This window comes from Nocardia sp. XZ_19_231 (assembly GCF_015355705.1).
GTDB lineage: Bacteria > Actinomycetota > Actinomycetes > Mycobacteriales > Mycobacteriaceae > Nocardia > Nocardia salmonicida.
Map to the genome: position 1 here is coordinate 40,319 of NZ_JACUZI010000002.1, position 20,745 is coordinate 61,063.

At 66.6% G+C, this 20,745-nt stretch carries 16 protein-coding genes; 7 read left to right on the top strand and 9 right to left on the bottom strand.

Going from position 1 to position 20,745, the window contains the following annotated elements; translation table 11 throughout:
- The first annotated feature begins 680 nt into the window (after nt 1-680).
- The 6 genes from IBJ82_RS07445 to IBJ82_RS07470 all read left to right on the top strand — a co-directional run bounded on the left by IBJ82_RS07445 (nt 681) and on the right by IBJ82_RS07470 (nt 8,849).
- Complete coding sequence (locus IBJ82_RS07445) at nt 681-4,298, top strand: murein biosynthesis integral membrane protein MurJ (protein ID WP_194826144.1); 3,618 nt, start codon at nt 681-683, stop codon at nt 4,296-4,298.
- 295 nt (nt 4,299-4,593) lie between these two features.
- Nucleotides 4,594-5,190, top strand: a complete 597-nt coding sequence (gene sigM / locus IBJ82_RS07450; RefSeq protein ID WP_194826145.1) for an RNA polymerase sigma factor SigM — start codon at nt 4,594-4,596, stop codon at nt 5,188-5,190.
- A 96-nt stretch (nt 5,191-5,286) separates the two neighbouring features.
- Nucleotides 5,287-6,045, top strand: a complete 759-nt coding sequence (locus tag IBJ82_RS07455; protein ID WP_194825269.1) for a hypothetical protein — start codon at nt 5,287-5,289, stop codon at nt 6,043-6,045.
- A 123-nt stretch (nt 6,046-6,168) separates the two neighbouring features.
- Complete coding sequence (gene trxB / locus IBJ82_RS07460; RefSeq protein ID WP_194825270.1) at nt 6,169-7,155, top strand: thioredoxin-disulfide reductase; 987 nt, start codon at nt 6,169-6,171, stop codon at nt 7,153-7,155.
- Between the two features lie 17 nt (nt 7,156-7,172).
- The gene (trxA, locus tag IBJ82_RS07465; RefSeq protein WP_056822621.1) at nt 7,173-7,505 is read left to right on the top strand and encodes a thioredoxin; all 333 of its coding nucleotides are present in this window, start codon (nt 7,173-7,175) and stop codon (nt 7,503-7,505) included.
- A gap of 132 nt (nt 7,506-7,637) precedes the next feature.
- The gene (locus IBJ82_RS07470; RefSeq protein ID WP_194825271.1) at nt 7,638-8,849 is read left to right on the top strand and encodes an N-acetylmuramoyl-L-alanine amidase; all 1,212 of its coding nucleotides are present in this window, start codon (nt 7,638-7,640) and stop codon (nt 8,847-8,849) included.
- A gap of 58 nt (nt 8,850-8,907) precedes the next feature.
- Here the strand turns inward: IBJ82_RS07470 and IBJ82_RS07475 are convergent, their stop codons facing one another.
- The 9 genes from IBJ82_RS07475 to rpmH form a co-directional block, all read right to left on the bottom strand.
- Nucleotides 8,908-9,633, bottom strand: coding sequence for a GNAT family N-acetyltransferase (locus IBJ82_RS07475; RefSeq protein WP_194826146.1), 726 nt, complete (start codon nt 9,631-9,633; stop codon nt 8,908-8,910).
- A gap of 80 nt (nt 9,634-9,713) precedes the next feature.
- On the bottom strand, nt 9,714-10,751 hold the full coding sequence (locus IBJ82_RS07480) for a ParB/RepB/Spo0J family partition protein (RefSeq protein ID WP_194825272.1): 1,038 nt from the start codon (nt 10,749-10,751) through the stop codon (nt 9,714-9,716).
- A 34-nt stretch (nt 10,752-10,785) separates the two neighbouring features.
- Entirely contained in the window at nt 10,786-11,781 is a 996-nt protein-coding gene (locus IBJ82_RS07485) for a ParA family protein (protein WP_301904220.1), read from the bottom strand.
- A gap of 2,124 nt (nt 11,782-13,905) precedes the next feature.
- Nucleotides 13,906-14,652 (bottom strand): 16S rRNA (guanine(527)-N(7))-methyltransferase RsmG, encoded by a 747-nt coding sequence (gene rsmG / locus IBJ82_RS07490; protein ID WP_194825273.1) that lies wholly within the window; start codon nt 14,650-14,652, stop codon nt 13,906-13,908.
- An 86-nt stretch (nt 14,653-14,738) separates the two neighbouring features.
- Nucleotides 14,739-15,275, bottom strand: a complete 537-nt coding sequence (locus IBJ82_RS07495) for a R3H domain-containing nucleic acid-binding protein (protein WP_194825274.1) — start codon at nt 15,273-15,275, stop codon at nt 14,739-14,741.
- Nucleotides 15,276-15,300: 25 nt separating this feature from the next.
- Nucleotides 15,301-16,380 (bottom strand): membrane protein insertase YidC, encoded by a 1,080-nt coding sequence (gene yidC / locus IBJ82_RS07500; RefSeq protein WP_194825275.1) that lies wholly within the window; start codon nt 16,378-16,380, stop codon nt 15,301-15,303.
- Between the two features lie 4 nt (nt 16,381-16,384).
- Nucleotides 16,385-16,684: a membrane protein insertion efficiency factor YidD gene (gene yidD, locus IBJ82_RS07505; RefSeq protein ID WP_194825276.1), complete on the bottom strand. Its 300-nt coding sequence runs from the start codon at nt 16,682-16,684 to the stop codon at nt 16,385-16,387.
- Nucleotides 16,684-17,100 (bottom strand): ribonuclease P protein component, encoded by a 417-nt coding sequence (rnpA, locus tag IBJ82_RS07510; protein ID WP_194825277.1) that lies wholly within the window; start codon nt 17,098-17,100, stop codon nt 16,684-16,686. Before rnpA ends, yidD begins: the two co-directional genes overlap by 1 nt.
- A gap of 22 nt (nt 17,101-17,122) precedes the next feature.
- The gene (rpmH, locus tag IBJ82_RS07515) at nt 17,123-17,266 is read right to left on the bottom strand and encodes a 50S ribosomal protein L34 (RefSeq protein ID WP_194826147.1); all 144 of its coding nucleotides are present in this window, start codon (nt 17,264-17,266) and stop codon (nt 17,123-17,125) included.
- A gap of 649 nt (nt 17,267-17,915) precedes the next feature.
- Between rpmH and dnaA the strand changes: the two genes are divergently transcribed.
- A complete protein-coding gene (gene dnaA, locus IBJ82_RS07520) occupies nt 17,916-20,177 on the top strand; it encodes a chromosomal replication initiator protein DnaA (RefSeq protein WP_194825278.1) in 2,262 nt (753 codons plus the stop codon).
- Nucleotides 20,178-20,745: the final 568 nt, after the last annotated feature.

Sequence of the window (20,745 nt, forward strand, 5' to 3'; positions counted from 1 at the left end):
GACCAGGGCCGCCCCAACCGCCCGCCGGTTATCGCTCCCCGGATCCGCAACGTCCGCCGCAGGGCGAACGGCCAGGGCCGGTCCCGCGTCAACAGCCACCCGGTCCGGCGAATCGCTCGGGCGAGTTCCCCCAGCAGCAACGTCCCGGCGGCGTGCCGCCTCAGCGCCCCGGCGTAGGCGTTCCTCCCGGACGCCCCGGCGAGCCTCCACGCCCTGTGGCTTACGGCCCCGACGGTCGGCCCGTACCTCCACCGCAACGGCGAGCGCCTGGTTCCGCCGGGCGCTCGGGCGAGTTCCCGCAACAGCAGCGCCCCGGGCCCGACGGGTTCGCCCCACGGCGGCCCGGTCCGAACCCCTCGGGCGAGTTCCCCCAGCAACGACCGGTCCCGCCGCGTGGTGCGCCTTCCGGCGCCATTCCGAGACAGGATCGGCCCGATCAGGCCGGTGGGCGCCGACCGGTTTCGCCGGAGCAGGGGCGGCCTGTGCCGCCGCCGCGTGGAAGTTTCCCCGGGATGCCTGCCGCGGATCCCGCGCGGGCTGGTCGCCAGGCAGGATTCGGCGGCCGTGGGCGGGCCGCCGGCGGTTCGCCTGCTGCTGATCGGTCGGCGGAGCGGACTCAGGTCATCGCCAGGCCGAAGAAGGTGGCGGCCGAACCTTCCCCCAAGTCGAGCGACGCCCCGATGAGTGCCAACGCGAAGCTGCTCAAGGACTCGGGTTCGATCGCGGTCGCGACGCTGATCAGCCGGATCACCGGGTTCGCCAAGCAACTGTTGTTGCTGACTGTGCTCGGTCCGGCCATCGCTAGTGCGTTCATCTCGGCGAACCTGATCCCCAACATGGTCGCCGAGCTCGTTCTGGGCGCCGTGCTGACCGCCATCGTCGTGCCGACCTTGATCCGTGCCGAGCAGGAGGACGCCGACAACGGCGCCGCGTTCGTGCGCAGATTGGTGACGGCGGCCTTCACTGTGCTGCTCGTCGCCACCGTGCTGACCTTGGCGGCCGCGCCGATCCTGGCCGGTCACGTGCTCGTCTCCTCCGACGGCAAGGTGAACACGAACCTGACCGTCGCGCTGACCTACCTACTGGCGCCCGCGCTGCTCTTCTACGGCATGTCGGCGTTGTTCACCGCGATCCTCAACACCAGACAGGCGTTCAAGCCGGGTGCGTGGGCCCCCGTGATGAACAATGTGGTCGCGCTGACGGTGCTGGCGGTCTACGCGCTGACACCCGGCGAGATCACCCTCGATCCGGTGCGGATGAGCGATCCGAAACTGCTGGTCCTCGGCCTCGGTATCACCGCGGGCGTGGCGACACAGGCACTGTGCCTGCTGCCCGCGATCCGCAGGCACGGGATCAACTTGCGTCCGCTGTGGGGAGTCGACGCGCGCCTCAAGCAGTTCGGCAAGATGGGCATCGCGATCATCCTGTACGTGCTGATCAGCCAGGTCGGCCTGGTGGTCGCGAACAACGTCGCCTCCCAGGCCGACGTGGCGGGTCCCGCGATCTTCGCGAACGCATGGGCACTGTTGCAGCTGCCCTACGGCGTGATCGGGGTAACCCTGCTCACCGCCATCATGCCGAGGCTGAGCCGCAGCGCCGCCGACGACGACACCCCCGCGGTGGTCGACGACCTGTCCGTAGCCACCCGACTCACGATGATCGCGATGATCCCGATCGTCACCTTCATGACCCTCGCGGGCCCGGAGATCGGCCAGGCGCTCTACGGCTACGCACGATTCTCCGGGGACGCCGAACGGCTGGGCAGCGCGGTGAGCTGGTCGGCGTTCTCGCTCATCCCGTATTCGCTCGTGCTCATCCATCTGCGGGTGTTCTACGCGCGCGAGCAGGCCTGGACACCGACCTGGATCATCCTCGGCATCACCACGATCAAGATCCTGCTCTCGGCACTGGCACCGGTCATCGCCCGCGACAGCGACGACGTGGTGATCGTGCTCGGTGTCGCCACCGGCCTCGGATTCACCGCGGGCGCGGTGATCGGCGGCGTGCTGCTCCACCGCAGCCTCGGCGACTTGCGGATGGTCAATGTCGGCCGAACTGTGACCAGAGTGTTGCTCGCCTCGATCGCGGGCGGCGCGGTGATGCTGATCGTCGACACGGTGACCGGACTCGACCGGGTCTCCGGCGGCGCGGGCTCGTTGCTGCGCGTCGTCATCGATTCGGTGGTGATGTTCTCGGTGGCCTTCGGCCTGATGCGTCTGGCCGGCATCCCCGAGGTCGTCGCCATCACCGTCGCGATCTCGCGCAAGCTCGGCATCACCCCGCCTGCGCCGGATCTCGGACTCGACGACACCCCGGCAGACGACATCTACGCCACCACCGTGCTTCGCCGTCCCGATACCTATGGATTCCCCGCATACGGGCAGTCTTTGGATACTCAGACCATGGTGCTCCCCGTCATTCGACCGGGCGCTGTTGACAGCACCGGTAAAGCACAGTTCCCGTACGCTGTTCCGCAGACCGACACGGGTTTTCAGGCCGAAGGAGGACCGAGGGTGAGCGATGACGCGGTGGGCGGCGTCCCGGCCGCTGATTCTGCGGCGCGCGCGGCAGCAGGAATGTCCACCGAGGTCGGGCCCGATGCGCCGAACTCGACGGATTCCGAGCATACCGACGCGCCAGACGAAGGCGATACGCACCAAGACGACGCGCGGTCGGCCATGCCGCCGGGCGATCCGACATACGACACCGGCATGCTGCCGATTCCCCCGCAGGTGCCCCCGAGCGCCGCGGCCAACCGTGGGCAGCGTGGCCCCAAGCTCATCCCCGGCGCGTCCGTCGCCGGTGGCCGATACCGATTGCTGGCCGGTCACGGCGGTGCGCGTGGGCTGAAGTTCTGGCAGGCACTCGACATCAAGCTCGATCGCGAGGTCGCGCTGACCTTCGTGGACGCCGATCAGACCTCCGGCGAGAACTCCGGTCACGACGGCCCACAGGCGGTGCTGTCGCGCACGCTGCGCCTCGGCCGGATCAATGCGCCAGGCCTGGCCAGGGTCCTCGACGTGGTCCGTGGCAGCTCCGGCGGCATCGTCGTGGCCGAGTGGACCCCCGGCCGTTCGCTGCGCGAGATGGCCGAGACCGTACCCTCGCCGGTCGGCGCGGCCAGGGCTATCAGGGCGCTCGCCTCGGCGGCCGAACTCGCCCACCGTGGCGGCGGCTCGCTGTCGATCGATCACCCCGATCGGATCCGGATCAGTGCCTCCGGCGACGCCGTCCTCGCGTTCCCCGGCACGCTCGGCGATTCCGACGCGCAAGGCGATGTCCGTGGCCTCGGCGCGATGCTCTACGCCCTGATCACCGCACGCTGGCCGATTCGCGTCGGCGGCGTCACCGGCTCGGCCGCCACCATCGGCGGTCTGCGACTGGCCGATTTCGGGCCCGACGGCACGCCGGTGGAACCGCGACAGATCCGGCCGGAGGTGCCGTTCGAGATCTCGGCCGTCGCGGTTCGCTCGCTGGAATCCAACAAGGGCGTGCGCACCGCTGCCACCGTGCAGCACGTGCTCGAGCAGGCCTCGGTCGTCGACCAGAAGACCGACTTCATTCCGGTCTTACGACTGGGTCAGCGGGCGGTTGCCCCCGGCGCCGACTCGCTCGCCGACCCGGAACTGCTCGCCGCCGAGCGGGAACGCTCCCAGCGGATGATGTGGATCATGGTCGCCCTCGGCGTACTCGCGGCGCTGGTGGTCGGCGTGCTGATCTGGTGGATGGTCAGCATCTTCGCGCCCGGCGCGTCGGACAAGCCACTCGACCAGCAGATCAATATCGGGCTCACCTCGAGTGTGGCGCCGCCCGCGGCGTCCGCGCCGCCCGCCGACGACCCCGCGGCACCGCCGACGAGTGTGCCGGTGCCGGTCACCGGTGCCGCGGTGTTCTCCCCGGAGGGCACTCCCGACGGCGCCGCGGCGGCGGGCGCGGTGCTCGACCAGAACACCGCGACGGTGTGGCGCACCGATCAGTACTTCCAGCAGTTCCCCGCCCTCAAGAAGGGCGTGGGGCTGCTGGCCACGCTGCCGACGCCGGCGAAGTTGACCAATGTGTCGATCACCTCGCCCAGCGCGGGGAGCACCGTCGAGATCCGCACCTCGCCCACCGAGGCGCCCACCCTCGACCAGACCCAGCTGATCGGTTCGGCCAAGCTCGTCGACGGGGTCACCGATATCGCCGTGCAGACCGATCAGGCCGCTCGTTTCGTGCTGGTCTGGATTACCGGACTCGCTAACTCCGGCGGTCAGTTCCAGACCGCGATCGCCGACGTCCGCTTCGACGCGGCCCCTTAGTCTCACTGCGCCGTAAAACCCTCCCGCCTCCGCATCGACGCAGGTGGTCGATGATTTCCGGGCCCATCGCCGAGCTTTGTCGAACCGCGGTCCGGTTGGTGCCTATTTGTTATCGACGATATGATTCCTGCGCGCTCTCGGTTGAGAGTTACCCAGGATTTGTCGACGTCGATCCTGGACGCCGCGTAGTAGTCAGGTGATGGATCGGCCTTGTTTCGCCGACTCGAAGTCGCCGTAACGAGCGCTGTCCGAGGGGTCCGTTTTGTCGCCGGAAGTCAACGAGCAAGTCTGCGGTGTGCCACCGCGGCAGGTCGCGTCCAGCGTCCGCTCGTGCCTCGAGAACGGCAGCGACAAGCAACTGCTGGCTGCCCACGTGCGCGGGGAACCGCATGTTTTCGCCGAACTACTGCGCAGGCACTCCGACCATCTCTGGCAGACCGCACTGCGCACGTCCTACAACCGCGAGGACGCCGCCGACTGTCTGCAGGACGCCCTGTTCTCGGCCCATCGCACCGCCGCCTCGTTCCGCGCCGAGTCCGAGGTGCGCAGCTGGCTGCACGCCATCGTGGTCAATGCCTGCCTCGACCGGATCCGGCGCAACAAGACCCGCCGCGCCGTCTCGATCCTGCCCGACACCATGCCCGAGGCGGTCGACCCGCACGACGCGTTCGCCGATTACGAACTTTCCACCGTCGTGAGCGAGGCGCTGTTCACCCTCCCTGACGAACAGCGGTTGGCCCTGGTCATGACCGAGATGGAGGGCCGCAGTGTCGCCGAAACCGCCGCTGCGCTCGGCGTGGCGCCCGGCACGATCAAGAGCCGATGTGCCCGAGCGCGCGTACGTTTGCAAGAACGTTTGGAATTTTTCCGGGATCCAGGGAACCGGATGTAGTCGAGATGCGTCATTAACAGTGACGAGTAAGTCAGCGATCTAAATCCTGCGATCCGATATCGACAGAACAGGGGAGGTGCGAGGGTGTCTCGATCCGTGCCGCAGCCTCCGTTCCCGTCGGAACTGCTGGCCGATCTGCATGCCGACAATCTCGCGCCCGAATTGCGCGAGCAACTGTGGCCCGTGGTCCGCACCGACGTAGACGCGCTGCACTACCTGAACAAGCTCGACGAGGTGAACACCCACCTCCGCACGCTGGCCACCGACGAGCGGGTCACGCACCGCATGCCCGACGACGTGGCCGACCGCATGTTCCGATTCGTCGCCCAACTCGACGCGGGCGACGGGCCGACCGACCGCATCACGCCTCTCTCGGCCGCCCAGGCGCCTCCTGCCGAGCCGGTACCCGCCGCCGACGAAGCTCCCATCTCGCTGGACCGCTACCGTTCCCGGCGCCGACTGGGGCTACTCGCCGCCGCCGCGGCCACGGTGGCCGTCCTGGCGGGCGCCGGTGCCGTGTTCAGCACGTTCGACACCACCGAGGGCACCCCCACGGCCGCGCCGTTCACCGAACCGGCGGCCGCCGACGAACTCACCACCGCCGCCGCACTGCGCGTGCTGGGCAAACGCGACGTGATCGGCCCGCTGGCCGACGAGGCCGCCCTCACCCGCTGTGTGCAAGCCAACGGCATCGACCGGGCGGTGCTCGGAGCGTCGAATATCACCTTCCGCGGCTCCGACGCCGTCCTCGTCCTGGTTCAGGGCGCCGAGGCTCCCACCATCACCGCACTCGTCGTCGGAACCGGCTGCACCACGGGCACCCCCGAACGGCTGACCCTGCGCGACATCGGCTGAGAACCGACCATGAACCGGCACCGAGACAACAGCGGTGCCAGCCGCGAAGCCATCACCGGGAACAACACCGATTAGGGTGTTGTTGACCGACACGTCCCCAGATTGTTTTTTCGGAAGGGCCCCATGAGCACGCCAGTTCGCGACCTGATCATCGTCGGCTCAGGACCCGCCGGCTATACGGCAGCCGTCTACGCCGCCCGCGCGGAGCTTTCGCCGCTGGTCTTCGAAGGCACCCAGTTCGGTGGGGCCCTGATGACCACCACCGAGGTGGAGAACTTCCCCGGCTTCCGCGACGGCATCATGGGTCCCGACCTCATGGAGCAGATGCGCGACCAGGCCAAGCGTTTCGGCGCCGAGCTGCGCACCGAGGACGTCGACGCGATCGACCTGTCCGGCCCCGTGAAGAAGGTCACCGTCGGTGACGAGACCTTCGAGGCCTACGCCGTCATCCTCGCGATGGGCTCGGCCGCGCGCTACCTGAACGTGCCGGGGGAGCAGGACCTGCTCGGCCGCGGTGTGAGCGCCTGCGCCACCTGCGACGGCTTCTTCTTCAAGGGCCAGGACATCGTGGTGGTCGGCGGCGGCGACTCCGCCATGGAGGAAGCGACCTTCCTCACCAAGTTCGCCGCGAGCGTCACCATCGTGCACCGCCGTGAGGAGTTCCGTGCCTCGCGAATCATGCTCGAGCGCGCCAAGGCCAACGAGAAGATCAAGTTCCAGCTCAACTCCGAGGTCGTGAAGGTCAACGGGGAGAAGAGCGTCACCAGCCTCACCCTGCGCGACACCCGCACCGGCGAGGAATCCGAGTTCGCCGCGACCGGGCTGTTCGTGGCCGTCGGCCACGACCCGCGCAGCGAACTCGTCAAGGGCCAGATCGCACTCGACGGCGAAGGCTATGTGCAGGTGACCGATCCGGGCACCGCCACCGACGTGGCAGGAGTGTTCGCTGTGGGCGACCTCGTCGACCACACCTACCGGCAGGCGATCACCGCCGCCGGCACCGGCTGCCGCGCCGCGATCGACGCCGAACGCTGGCTCGCCGAGCAGGGCGACATCACCGCCAACACGCTCGACCACGCCGACGGCCCGGCCGCCGTGCGCACCAACTGATTCAAGGAGATACACCCATGGCCGAGAGCGCCAACACCATCACCGTCACCGACCAGTCCTTCGCCGATGACGTCCTGCTCAGCGAAAAGCCGGTGCTCGTCGACTTCTGGGCCGACTGGTGCGGCCCGTGCAAGATGGTCGCCCCCGTGCTCGAGGAGATCGCGGGCACCCACGCCGACAAGCTGACCATCGCCAAGCTCGATACCGAGGCCAACCCCGGTATCGCCCGCGACTACCAGATCCTGTCGCTGCCCACGATGATCTTGTTCCAGGGTGGCAAGCCGGTGAAGCAGATCGTCGGTGCCAAGGGCAAGGCCGCACTACTGCGCGAGCTCGACGGCCTCATCTAGCACAGAGCATCCGATAAAAGCGTCTCCTACCGGCCGACGCGCCGTAGGATGCCTGGACCCGGGATTCCCGCAAAGCGGCCCGGGTCTGAGACAATCGACGGACGCTCCGGCCGAAGGAAAGGGCTCTTACGCATGCACCGACTTCGTCACGGCGATTCAGGACCAGCCGTCGCAGAGGTTCGGAGCACCCTCGCAAGCCTCGGCTTCCTGCATCTCCCACACGTCGAATCCCCTGACGGACCGGAGTATTGGAAGGACACCGAGGCGGTGTTCGACCGGCCCCTCGATTCGGCGATCCGCGCGTTCCAGCAGCAGCGCGGTCTCCTCGTCGACGGGGTGGTCGGTCCGGCCACCTATCGCGCGCTGAAGGAAGCCTCCTACCGGCTGGGTGCTCGCACGTTGATCTACCAATTGTCGGCACCGCTCTACGGTGACGACGTGGCCACCCTGCAGCGCAAGCTGCAGGACCTCGGCTTCTACGTGTACCGGGTGGACGGGCACTTCGGCCCGCACACCCACGAGGGCCTCAGCGCGTTCCAGCGCGAGATCGGCCTGTCCGCCGACGGTATCTGCGGACCCGACACCTTGCGCTCGCTGGATCTGCTCGGCGCGCGCGTCACCGGTGGCAACCCGCATCGCATCGCCGAGGAAGAGGTCGTGCATCGGGCGGGCCCGCAGCTCACCGGCAAGCGGATCGTCATCGATCCCGGATTCGGCGGCACCGACAAGGGTTTCGCGGTGCCCACCGAATTCGGCGACGTCTACGAGTCGGAGATCCTGTGGGATCTGGCATCCCGACTCGAGGGCCGGATGGCCGCGACCGGCATGGAAACCTTTCTGTCCCGGCCGTGGGGCGCCAATCCCACCGATGTCGAACGCGCCGACACCTCCAACGCCTTCGATGCCGATCTGATGATCTCGCTGCGCTGCGCGACCAGTGACAACCCGTCCGCCAAGGGAGTGGCCGGTTTCTACTGGGGCAACTCGCACGGTTCGGTGTCGATGATCGGTCAGGTACTTGCCGGCTTCATCCAGCGCGAAGTGGTGGCCCGAACCTCGGTGCAGGACTGCCGGACCCATCAGCGCACCTGGGACCTGTTGCGCCTGACCAAGATGCCGACCGTGCAGGTCGACCTCGGCTACCTCACCAACGACTACGACGCCTCGGTGCTCGCCAACCCGCGCATGCGCGACGTGATCGCCGAAGCGATTCTCATCTCGGTGAAGCGGCTCTATCTGCTCGGCCAGGACGACCAGCCCACCGGCACCTACACCTTCGCCGAGCTACTGGCCGAGGAACTGGCTGCCGCCGACGCGGGCCACATTCCGGCCCCGCGCGTGTAGTTCTCTCGAAGACCAACGGCCCCGCGGTTTTCCGCGGGGCCGTTGTTGTCGTCTCGGGTCAGTGTGCGCCGACGCGCGACGGCGGTTCCATCGACGCGGCGGCGAGGAGTTGGTCCAGCGCGCGCTCGACGTCTTCCTTCCAGCCGTGGTCGGAGTCGAGCTCCAGACGCAGGCGCGGGAAGCGATGATGCGGGGCCACCACTTCGAAACCGACCTCGGCGAGGAAATCCGCGTCGATCATGCAGGTTTCGGGGGTGCACCTCGTCGCCGACGACGGGTCGCGCAGTGGCGCCGCGATCCGTTCCATCAGCCGCATCGACGATCCGAAGCCTCGATCGGCCACCGAACTGGACGGTGGGCCGTTGCGAATGCCGAACGCCTCCAGCGCCCGCACGCCACGACGCACCAGATCGGCCACTACGGCCTGAACCAGGCGGTGGGCTACATCGGCCTCGTCGTAGGGGAATTCGGCCTGCAGCGTGGTCAGCAGGACCGCGTCCGGGCTCACGGGGGAAGTGGGGAACAGTGCGGAGCGCGGCACGGCGCTCGGGGGGGAGTACAGCGCGCAGCCCGCGAGGCTGTTCTCCACGTGCGCCACCTGCCCGCACGAGCCCCACTCGAGCATCACCGTCGAGAGCCAGGCTTCCTTCTCGAAGACCGGATCGCTGAATGCGTGCGAGTCCTCGGCGACGGCCGGGTCGAGCTCCCAGAACACACACCGCCGGGTGTGCGCCGGGAGCTGACCCAACCCGTCGAGAGTCAAAGCCGTGACGCTGGTCGGCACCGCCCTGTTCAGCCTCCAGCTGTCGGATTCATCCACGCTCACGCCACATCACTATCCACAGTACGTGCCGCCTCTTTCAGTCACAGTGACGTTTCGGGGCCGACTTGGTCCATCAGCGCCACAATGCGCTCGAGGTCTTCGACGGACCCGAACTCGACAACGATCTTGCCCTTGTTCTTGCCGAGACTGACTGTGACCCGGGTGTCGTAAGAACCCGACAGCCGCTCGGCTACATCCTGCAGACCCGGCATATGGATCGGTTTGCGTTTCGGCGCCGGGGGAGCGACCGTAGCGGGGTTGCGGTTCGCGAGTTGCACCGCTTCCTCGGTGGACCGCACCGACATTCCCTCACGAACGATCCGCGCCGCCAATTCCTCCTGTGCGTCCGCGCCGGCATCCAAGCCGAGCAGCGCCCTGGCGTGTCCGGCCGAGAGCACCCCGGCGGCCACCCGACGCTGCACGGGAATCGGCAGCTTCAGCAGACGAATCATATTCGTCACCACCGGTCGCGAGCGACCGATTCGTGAAGCCAATTCCTCGTGGGTGACATCGAATTCCTCGAGCAGCTGCTGATAGGCCGCCGCCTCCTCGAGGGGGTTCAGCTGCACCCGGTGGATGTTCTCCAGGAGTGCGTCGCGCAGCATCGAGCCATCGTCGGTGTCGCGGATGATCGCCGGGATCGTGGCGAGTCCGGCCTCTTGGCACGCGCGCCAGCGGCGCTCGCCCATGACCAACTGAAACTTGTCGACGCCCGGTTCGACGCGGCGCACGACGATCGGCTGCATGAGACCGAACTCGCGAATCGAGTGCACCAGCTCGGCGAGTGCGTCTTCCTCGAAGACCTGACGCGGCTGCTTCGGGTTCGGCTCGATCAGTTCCGCGGGGATCTCGCGATACACCGCGCCGCCGGGGGAGACCAGATCGGATTCAGGCTCGGGCTCGGGCTCCGGCTCTGCGTCCGGGACGCGATGCAGGAATGCCTCGGCCGGTTGCGGGCCGATCGGATTGATCCCGATCACGCTCGCCGCGGCACTACTCAAGCCCGGCGCCACGGCCGGACCCGTCGGGATCAATGCGGCCAACCCGCGGCCGAGACCGCCCTTTTTCGCCTGACTCATCGACTACCGATCCCTTTCTCGTTCCAACTCACGCTTAAGACGCGTCTTGCTTCAGCTGCGCACGAGCGGCGAGCTCACGCCCCGCGTCCATGTAGCTCATCGCACCGCGCGAGCCTGGATCGTAATCCAGCACGGTCATCCCGTAGCCCGGCGCCTCCGAGACCTTCACGCTGCGCGGGATCATCGACTTGAGGACCACGTCGCCGAAGTGGTTGCGCACCTCCTCGGCCACCTGGTCGGCCAGCTTGGTGCGGCCGTCGTACATCGTCAGCAGGACGGTCGACACGTGCAGTTCCGGGTTGAGGTGCGCCTGGACCAAACCGATATTGCGCAGCAACTGACCCACGCCTTCGAGCGCGTAGTACTCGCACTGGATCGGGATCAGCACCTCCTTGGCCGCCACGAGCGCGTTCACCGTGAGCAGGCCCAGCGAGGGCGGGCAGTCGATCAGCACGTAATCGATGTCGAAGCCGACCATGCCCGCCTCGCGGATCGCGGTCTTCAACCGACCTTCCCTGGCGACCATCGAGACCAGTTCGATCTCGGCGCCGGCCAGGTCGATCGTGGCCGGAACACACAGCAGACGTTCGCTGTGCGGGCTCACCTGGATCGCGTCCTTGACCGTCACCTCACCGATCAACAGCTCGTAGCTGGACGGCACACCCGAGTTGTGCGCGACGCCCAGCGCCGTACTCGCGTTGCCCTGCGGATCAAGATCGACCACAAGGACCGTCATTCCCTGGTGCGCTAGCGCCGCAGCGAGATTGACCGTCGTAGTCGTCTTACCGACGCCGCCCTTCTGGTTGGCGATAGTGATGATCCGTTGCTCGCGAGGTTTCGGCACATTGACCTTTCCTGGATGCAGAATCTGGCTGGCGCGTTGCGCTTCCGCCGCGATCGGGGTCTCGGCCGGGGAGATGTGCCCGAAAGGAGTATTCCCGAACGTCTCCGCGTCGAAGCTGCTGGAATCCAGCATCCCCGGGACCCGCGACGTTGTTTCCCGTGAAACATTCGCCGGACCGCTCGACATAGATTGCTCCTTACCCGAGAAACTTCAGATCACGTATCCCCGACGAACGTCGGCGCCGTGTCGTCACAAACAAACTGTGTCGGTGGAGAACTCGAAGACTCGAGGAGGGTGGCTCACTCCCGCCCGACTCTGACAGCTTGCCAGCCTCAAGACAGTTAGGAAAGCTGAATCGCGGCACGCCGACAAGGACACACCCAACACCCACAAATTAGAACCCGCGACCGATGTTTCACGGGAAACAACAGGGGAGTGGGGCACCACGATCCGATGACCGTTGAGCGCCCCCAACACCTAGGTCGAGCTCACCCAAATAGCTCCCACGCCAACCCGTCCCACCCCAGCCCAACCCGTCCCATTCCTTCCCCGTCCAATCGGCCCCGTCCCAACCCTGCCCTGCCCCGCCCCGCCCCGCCCCGGCCCGGCCCGGCCCGGCCCGGCCCGCGAAGTCCATCGAAGACCACGCGCCAACTTCACCTACACGCACCGGCCCCACGCTCCCAACCCCACCTCACGAAGCACGCCCCCGGACTGCCTCCCAACCAGCTGGGCGTGTGGGATCAAGGGTCGGTCCGGATCGTTCGATGCTCGCCACGTTCCCCCCGCAGCAGCGCGAGCCCACCCAGTTCGCACTGGATCCGATCCGCTTCCCCATAGCCGACTGCTGCCCCCGGTCCTCCCCAAACCCGGGCCGTCCCGCACTCCTCACCACACGCGCACCACCGTCCCAGCGCCATGCCGTACATAGCAAAGACAACCGCCCTCCCGCACTCCCAGCCGCACCTCGCTCCAAGTCCCAGCCGCACCGCGCCCCAACTCCAAGCCCCACCGCGCTCCCAGCACCACACCGGTCTACTCCAAAGTCCGCCGCCCTACCCGCACTCCCAGCCACACGCTGCACCCCAGATCCGCCATGACCGCACTCCCAACCCCGCACCCGCGACCCTTAGGGAGCGGCGGCCACGAAGTGGCCGGTCCGCGGCCGGGTCGCCGGTTAGCGCTCGAAGCGCATGCGCCGCAGGCGCGAGTCTCGAGCGCTAACCGGCGGCCCCTCAGGGCCGCGGACACGCGCGCGCCAGCGCGCCAACAAACACAGCGTCAAACCATCTGGGACTACCGAACACCCAATTTCAGCCACCATCACCCCCGCACTCCCCACCACCCAGCCCCCCCCCCGAGTCCAGCCGAGAACCCCCTCCGCATCAGCCCACCACCCCAGCAACACCGACCTCCGAACACAGTCACCACGTGCGGGGGACACCACGCTCCGGCGCGGACACCGAACCACCACAAAGGTTCGGTGCGGCAACCCCGCCCCACATTCACAACTCACCTCTTGGCCGATCACGCGCAGATCCATGTGCTGCATCCGGAGATCAGCGAAGCGGTCAGCTCACCTCCCCGGGCCGCCAGCAAGCCTCCGAACCCGCCTCATACACAGACCGAATACACCACCACCAACCGCCAGACTTCCCCTCACACCGAACTCCACTCCACCACCGTGACCCCACTCAACGAGCGAACCCAGCTGCCGCCGAGAAGAACCGAAGCCGCACTACTTCCCACCGGACACCAACGCCCACTACCGACCCAAAAGCACGAACTGCCGAACACACTCACCCACGGCAACTTCCACCCCAGTCCTGCCACCCGACAGACGACCACATTCCCGCCCTCGACTCCGCCGAAGCTCACCCCACCCGACGGACCGCACCCAGCGATCACCCCCACCAGCGAGCCGAAGATTCGATCCCGAAGGACACGACCAAACTCACCACGCAGCGCTTCCCAAACATTGACGCTCGGCTCACTCACGTCCGACAGACCCTCCGACGTATCTCAGTCACGCACTCAGCGATCAAGAGCATCTCGATGCAACCAAGACGAGCGAGCGATCCACGAGAACGACCCGACTAGCGAACTACGCACAACTACCACGAAGTTCGATCAGCAACGAAGCAAAAGAGGGGCGTCGCGTTCCACGTGAAACACTTCCGCTCCACGAACACGACACCCCTCCGCAACTATCGAAAATAGACCCGCGCCAACCCCATGCAACGACCCTCGGCACGATTCGTCACGTTACGAAACACACAAACGCGCTAGACGAAAGAAACTTCAACCCGATCAGGATTCGCGACGCTTCCGAGCCTTCTTCTCCACCCCGGCAGCCTTGCGTTCACTACGACGAGTCGGACGCTCAGCACGGGGGAGTAGTTCGGCACTGATGACAAGCGTAGGAATTTCCACGATGCCGGCACCACACCCGACAACACGGAGATCAGTAGCACCGTCGCGAATCAACTCAGCACCATCGCGCTCGAGTTCTTCAGCAGCGCTGGTTCCTTTGAGAGCGAGCATGCGTCCGTGGTCGCGGAGAAGGGGGAGCGACCAGTGAGCAAGTTTGGCGAGCGGAGCCACCGCGCGCGAAGTAACAACATCCGCACCGCCCGCTTCCTTGATCACGCCGGACTGCTCCGCACGACCGCGAACCACCGTGATATCCAACCCGGCTTCTTCGATGAACTCGCTCAGGAAGATGGTCCGACGCAGCAGCGGTTCCACGAGGGTGATGCGAAGGTCGGGCCGGGCGATCGCGAGGGGGATTCCGGGAAGCCCGGCGCCGCTGCCGATATCGACAACCGAGGCGCCCTCATCGATCAGCTCGCCGATGACGGCACAGTTGAGGATGTGTCGTTCCCACAGCCGGGGAACCTCACGGGGACCGATGAGACCGCGTTCCACGCCGGCCGTCGCCAGCGCCGCGTAGTACCGGCGGGCGATGTCCAAGCGGTCGCCGAACACTCGGGCTGCGGCGGCGGGCGGTTCCTGCTCGTCGGACGGCGCACCCAAATCTCGTTCCACGTGAAACATCCTTCTCCGTTGAGGGCAAATGAAAAAGCCCCCGGTCCGAGACCGGAGGCCTAATCACATTGTTCGTGGTTGCGGCGGAAGTCAGCCTACTCGGGCACTACCACCACGTGACGATTCGGCTCGACGCCTTCGCTCTCGCTCGCCACACCCTCAATATCGGCAACAGCGTCGTGCACGATCTTGCGCTCGAACGGAGTCATCGCGGACAGCGCCTCGGGCGCTCCCGACTCGAGCACCCGCTTCGCGGCAGCGACGCCGATCTCACTCAGATCGGTCCGGCGCTGCGCCCGCCAACCGGCCACATCGAGCATGAGGCGGCTACGCACGCCGGTCGACTGCTGCACGGCGAGCCGGGTCAGCTCCTGCAGCGCGTCGAGCACTTCACCATTGCGCCCGACGAGCTTGGTCAGATCGCGGCCCCCGTCGATGCTCACGATGGCGCGGTCGCCCTCGACATCGAGGTCGATATCGCCGTCGAAGTCGAGCACGTCGAGTAGCTGCTCGAGGTAGTCGCCCGCGATCTCGCCCTCTTCGATCAACGCTTCTTCGGCGTCGTTAACGACGTCAACAGCAGTCGTCGCCACAGTGGCGTCCCCTCCGTCGGTCTCGGTCTCAACAGTCATTGGATTCCCTCTATCCGATCGCGTCTCAGCGCTTACGCTTCTGGTTCGCACGGCCACGGTTACCCGGCCGCTGCTGCCCGCCGGGCCTGCGCTTGCCGCCGCCCTGCTTGGCCGACTGTTTGGGGGCGGTGCCGTTGGTCGCCGCGGTGCCGTTCGTCGACGACTCGTCGTCGGCCGGGGCGTCCTGCTTCTTGCGGATGTCGACCGGCTTGACACCGGGCTTAGGTGCGTTCTGCGCCCGCAGCTCCAGCTTCTTCTGCTTGCGCTCTTCGTCTTCCTTTTCCATCCGGCCGAACACCAGGTGCTGCTGTCCGTAGGTCCAGATGTTGTTGGCCACCCAGTAGAGCAGGATGCCGATCATCAGGAAGGGGCCACCGACCATCACGCCGAGCGGGAAGACCCACAGCGACAGCTTGTTCATGATGGCGGCCTGCGGGTTGGCGGCGGCCTCCGGCGTCTGCCGCTGGACCGAGGCGCGGGCGTTGAAGTGGGTCGCCAGACCGGCGATGATCATCAGCGGGATGGCGACGAGCGCGATGCTCATCTTCGTCGGGGTGCCGCCCCAGTCCGCGAAGGCTTCGAGCTGTTCGGGAGGAGCGGTGATGAACGCCGCGATCGGCGCACCGAAGATGCGGGCAGTCAGGAAGGACTGGACGTCGGTCGCGCTGAAGATGTAGTTCGCGGTGTGCGCGTTGTCGTAGTTCGACATCCCGATCTGGCCCCAGCCGGTGCCCGTCCGGTTGAACGAGCGCAGCACGTGGAACAGACCGAGGAACACCGGCACCTGCACCAGGACCGGCAAGCAACCCATGAGCGGGTTGAAGCCGTGCTCCTTCTGGAGCTTCTGCATCTCCTTCGCCATGGTCTCGCGGTCGTTCTTGTACTTCTTCTGCAGCTCCTTGATCTGGGGCTGCAGCTCCTGCATCTGCTTGGTGGTGCGCACCTGCTTCACGAACGGCTTGTACAGCACCAGCCGGAGCGTGAAGACCAGGAACACCACGGCAAGGCTCCACGTGAGCCCGCTGTCGGCACCGAACACAAAGCCGAAGGCCTTGTGCCAGAACCACAGAATTGCGGATACCGGCCAATAGATGATGTCGAGCACGGCTCTAGGTACTCCCGTCGTTCGTATCGCCGATCAGCGCGGGCGATGACTGTGTGCAGGCTTTCGACCCGCGCTCAGGCACGGGATCCCACCCTCCAGGGTGCCAGGGCGCGCATTTCGCGAGCCGCACGACCGTCAACGCCGATCCGACGACCAACCCGCGGGTACGCAAGGCAGTCACCGCGTACTCACTGCAGGTGGGGGTGAACCGGCAGATCGGCATCCGGGTGGGGGAGACATAGGTCCGGTAGAGCTCGATCAGCGAGATCAGGGCTTTCGCGGGTAGGCGGGCGAGGGTCCTCATCACCGTTCACCGGCCGGGGTGCGACCGAACGCGAGCTCCGGTTCCCCGCGCAAGCCGAGCTTGCGCAGGCCGGCGCGCAGCTGGCGCAGCAACTCGGCGGAATCAGCGGTAGCGGCGCCGGGCAGGGCCCGGATCACGACGTCGGTGCCGACCGGTAGTTCGTCGACCACCTGGGCGCACATATGACGCAGGCGGCGGGCCACCCGGTGGCGAACCACCGCGTTACCCACCGCCTTGCTGACAATCAGCCCGAACCGAGGACCGCCTACGCGGACCAGGGAATCGCCGTCGGCGACATCGTCGTACCCGTGCGTTAGCGCGTGTACGACGAGATCTCGCCTCCCGATTCGCTGACCGCGGCGCACCGTGCGGGAGAATTCGGCACGGTGGTGCAACCGATACGGCTCAGGCAACACCCGAGCGTCCGACTACGCGCGATCAGGCAGTCAGTTCGGTACGGCCCTTACGGCGACGCGCCCCAACGATGGCGCGGCCCGCACGGGTCCGCATCCGGAGACGGAAGCCGTGGACGCGAGCCCGACGACGGTTGTTCGGCTGGAACGTCCGCTTGCCCTTGGCCACGGTCAACACTCCTGTAGTAGGTGGGCACCATTCGGCGCCCGAAGTCTGTACAAATGATTTGTCTGCGCTGCGGACCGCGGTCTACGCACAGATTGCCTTGGCGATCGATGTGCAGCAGACAGCCGCCAACCGCGCCAAGGGGTGACTGTACGAGGGTACTTACCCCGAAGGAACGGGTCAAACTCGACCCCCACGTACCTGTCACCGGCACGGGTCAAGGCTACCGGACTCCCGAATGGACCCGGGGATCGGCCCGACCAGGCACGACACGCCCGGGCTACAGTGACGCATCCAGCCACTTTTCGTGAGTTCTTCCACACCCCTGGCGTTGCGAGGCGCGGCCAGCTAACCTCTGTAGCCGGGGGATTGCTGAAGAACCGCAGGTCCAGCCCCATTCACTGCCACACGCTGGCAGAATTCCTTTATCCCCAGGTTTGTCCACATCTGTGGATAATTATGTGGACAGACGGCCGCAGTGGCATATTCGTAGGGCCGTCGGTGCCCGCGCCGCAGTCCGGAATCACCGGACCACAGCGTTCGAACCGGCTTCGGTTGTACGCAGGATCACTGGAATACACCTGTTCACGGGTGCTTTCCGGCGTGCGCGAAGGCCGTGGGCCCCAACAAACCGGTCCGGGGAGGACGCTGTATGGACGACGAGCAGAACGTGCTGGCCACAGTGTGGCCGGAGGTGGTTGCCGAACTCACCACCGGCTCGGCCGACGGCGCCATCCCAGCGGTGAGTCGCGCACAGCAGGCCTGGTTGAAGCTGGTGAAGCCGCTCACCGTCGCCCAGGGTTTCGCGTTGCTGTCGGTTCCGTCGTCGCTGGCACAGGAGGCGATCGAGCGTGATCTGCGCGAGCCGATCCTGCGATCGCTCGCCCGGCGATTGGGTCCCCAAGTGGAAGGACTCGGAGTGCGCATCGCCGCGCCGAGCCCGGCCGCGGGGGAGCGGGCCGGTAGTTCGCCTCGGCACGCCAGGATGACGAGCAGGCCGGAGCGTCCGCGCGAGCAGGTCCGTCCGCCCGCCGGTTATCCCGGCCCCGATTTCAGTGTTCCCGACTATGCCGCCCGCGGTGAGTACGGCAGACCGCGCTACGGCGCGGGCGAGTACCCCGTCCAGGGCGGCGAGTACGGCAACGACTATCAGTCGTCGCCCGACTATCCGGCCAATGGTGAGTACCCGAACAGCTACGGCGGCCGTGAGTACCCCGGGCAGGCCGGCGAGTACGGCGAGCGCAACGACTACGCGGGGCGCCGCGAGTACCCGATCGAACCGGAGTACCAGCAGCAACAGCCCGAGTACCAGCAGGCACCGGCGGAATTCAGCCAGCCGACCGAGTACAAGCAGGCCCCGTCGGAGTACGGCCAGCAGCCCGAATACCAGCAGGCGCCCTCGGAGTACGGCCAGCAGTCGGAGTACAAGCAGCCACCCTCCGAATACCCGCAGCAACCCGAGTACCAGGGCGAGCGCAACGAGTTCCCCGGCACCGATTTCGAGCCGACCGTGGCGTATCCGGCACCCGACTACCCCGGCGGCGAGTTCGGCGGCCGCGGTGAGTTCCGCGGTGGGCGTCCGGACCAGCGAGTCCCCGAGACCGCACCGCCCGCACGCCGTGAACAGGCACCCGCGCCCCGCCGCGACCACTCCGGGCAGGAGTCGCTGTTCACTCCCGAGCCTCCGCAGCGCGCACCCAGCCGCAGGCCGTCCGACGAGCCCGCACCGGCCCGCGCCGAGGAGCCGAACACCGAGGGCCAGGACAAGCCGTTCCCCGGCCAGCCCGGGGCCCAGCCGACCGACGACGAACCGGTGGTCAGCAACCGCAACAACTGGCCGACCTACTTCAACAAGTCGCCCGAGGCGGCGCCGCAGTCGTCCTCGTCGGCCAGTCTCAATGCCAAGTACACGTTCGAGACTTTCGTCATCGGCGCGTCCAACCGGTTCGCCCACGCTGCCGCGGTCGCGATCGCGGAGGCGCCCGCACGCGCCTACAACCCGCTGTTCGTCTGGGGCGCTTCGGGATTGGGCAAAACCCACCTGCTGCACGCGGCGGGTCACTACGCGCAGCGACTGTTTCCCGGCATGCGGGTGAAGTACGTCTCCACCGAGGAATTCACCAACGACTTCATCAACAGCCTGCGCGACGACCGCAAGGTCGCGTTCAAGCGGCGCTACCGCGAGACCGACATCCTGCTGGTGGACGACATCCAGTTCATCGAGGGCAAGGAAGGCATCCAGGAGGAGTTCTTCCACACCTTCAACACCCTGCACAACGCGAACAAGCAGATCGTGGTGTCCTCGGATCGCCCGCCCAAGCAGCTGGCCACCCTGGAGGAACGGCTGCGGACCCGCTTCGAGTGGGGCCTGATCACCGATGTGCAGCCCCCTGAGCTGGAGACTCGCATCGCGATTCTGCGCAAGAAGGCGCGGATGGACCGGCTCGATGTGCCGCACGACGTGCTCGAACTGATCGCCAGCCGGGTGGAGCGCAATATCCGCGAGCTCGAGGGCGCGCTGATCCGGGTGACGGCCTTCGCCTCGCTCAACGGCCAGCCGCTCGACCTCTCGCTGGCCGAGGTGGTGCTGCGCGACCTGATGCCCGACACCGCGGCCCTGGAGATCAACGCGGCGACGATCATGGCCGTCACCGCCGAGTACTTCAACACCACGCTCGAAGAGCTCACCGGGCCCGGCAAGGCACGTCCGCTGGCGCAGGCCCGCCAGATCGCGATGTACCTGTGCCGTGAGCTCACCGATCTGTCGCTGCCCAAGATCGGGCAGGCGTTCGGTCGCGACCACACCACGGTGATGTACGCGGAGAAGAAGGTGCGCAAGGAGATGACCGAGCGCCGTCGCGTCTACGACCAGGTCCAAGAACTCACAGCCCGAATTAAACAGCGCTCCCGCTGATTTCATCCCCAACCCCGAACACCGCCCTGACCTGGGGCGGTGTTCTTTTTTGCCCTGTGGATTCCTCGAGGAATTCCTGTGGATTCCTCGAGGAATCCACACCTTTGTGCACCGGTCGGTGCACAGGGTGTTGGGCGCGGGTGTGCAGCGTTCATGCACAGGCAGTTGTCCACATCATCCACAAGACGCTCCACTAACACCTGTGCACTAGCGGTGACCTGCGATGTCACCGAATCCGGCCTGTGGATTCCTCGAGGAGTCCCTGTGGAGTCCTCGAGGAATCCCCACCGTTACCACCAGGCTGGCCCGACGTGTGAACAACTGGGTGAATCCGGTGGAACAACTCGAGGACAACTCGAGGATGGAATGGGGACAACTCCGCCCCTCCACAGCCACCGCCGATTCATCCTCGAGTCACCCCAAGGCCATCCCCATGCCACCAAGCGCTCTGACCTGCGGATTCGGTCGAAATCCACAGATTCCACAGTGCCTACTACTACTTCAGTTCTCCTTCTAGAGAGAACTCTTTTAAAACAGGGTGTGTGGAAACTCGGTTGGGGAGGCTCTG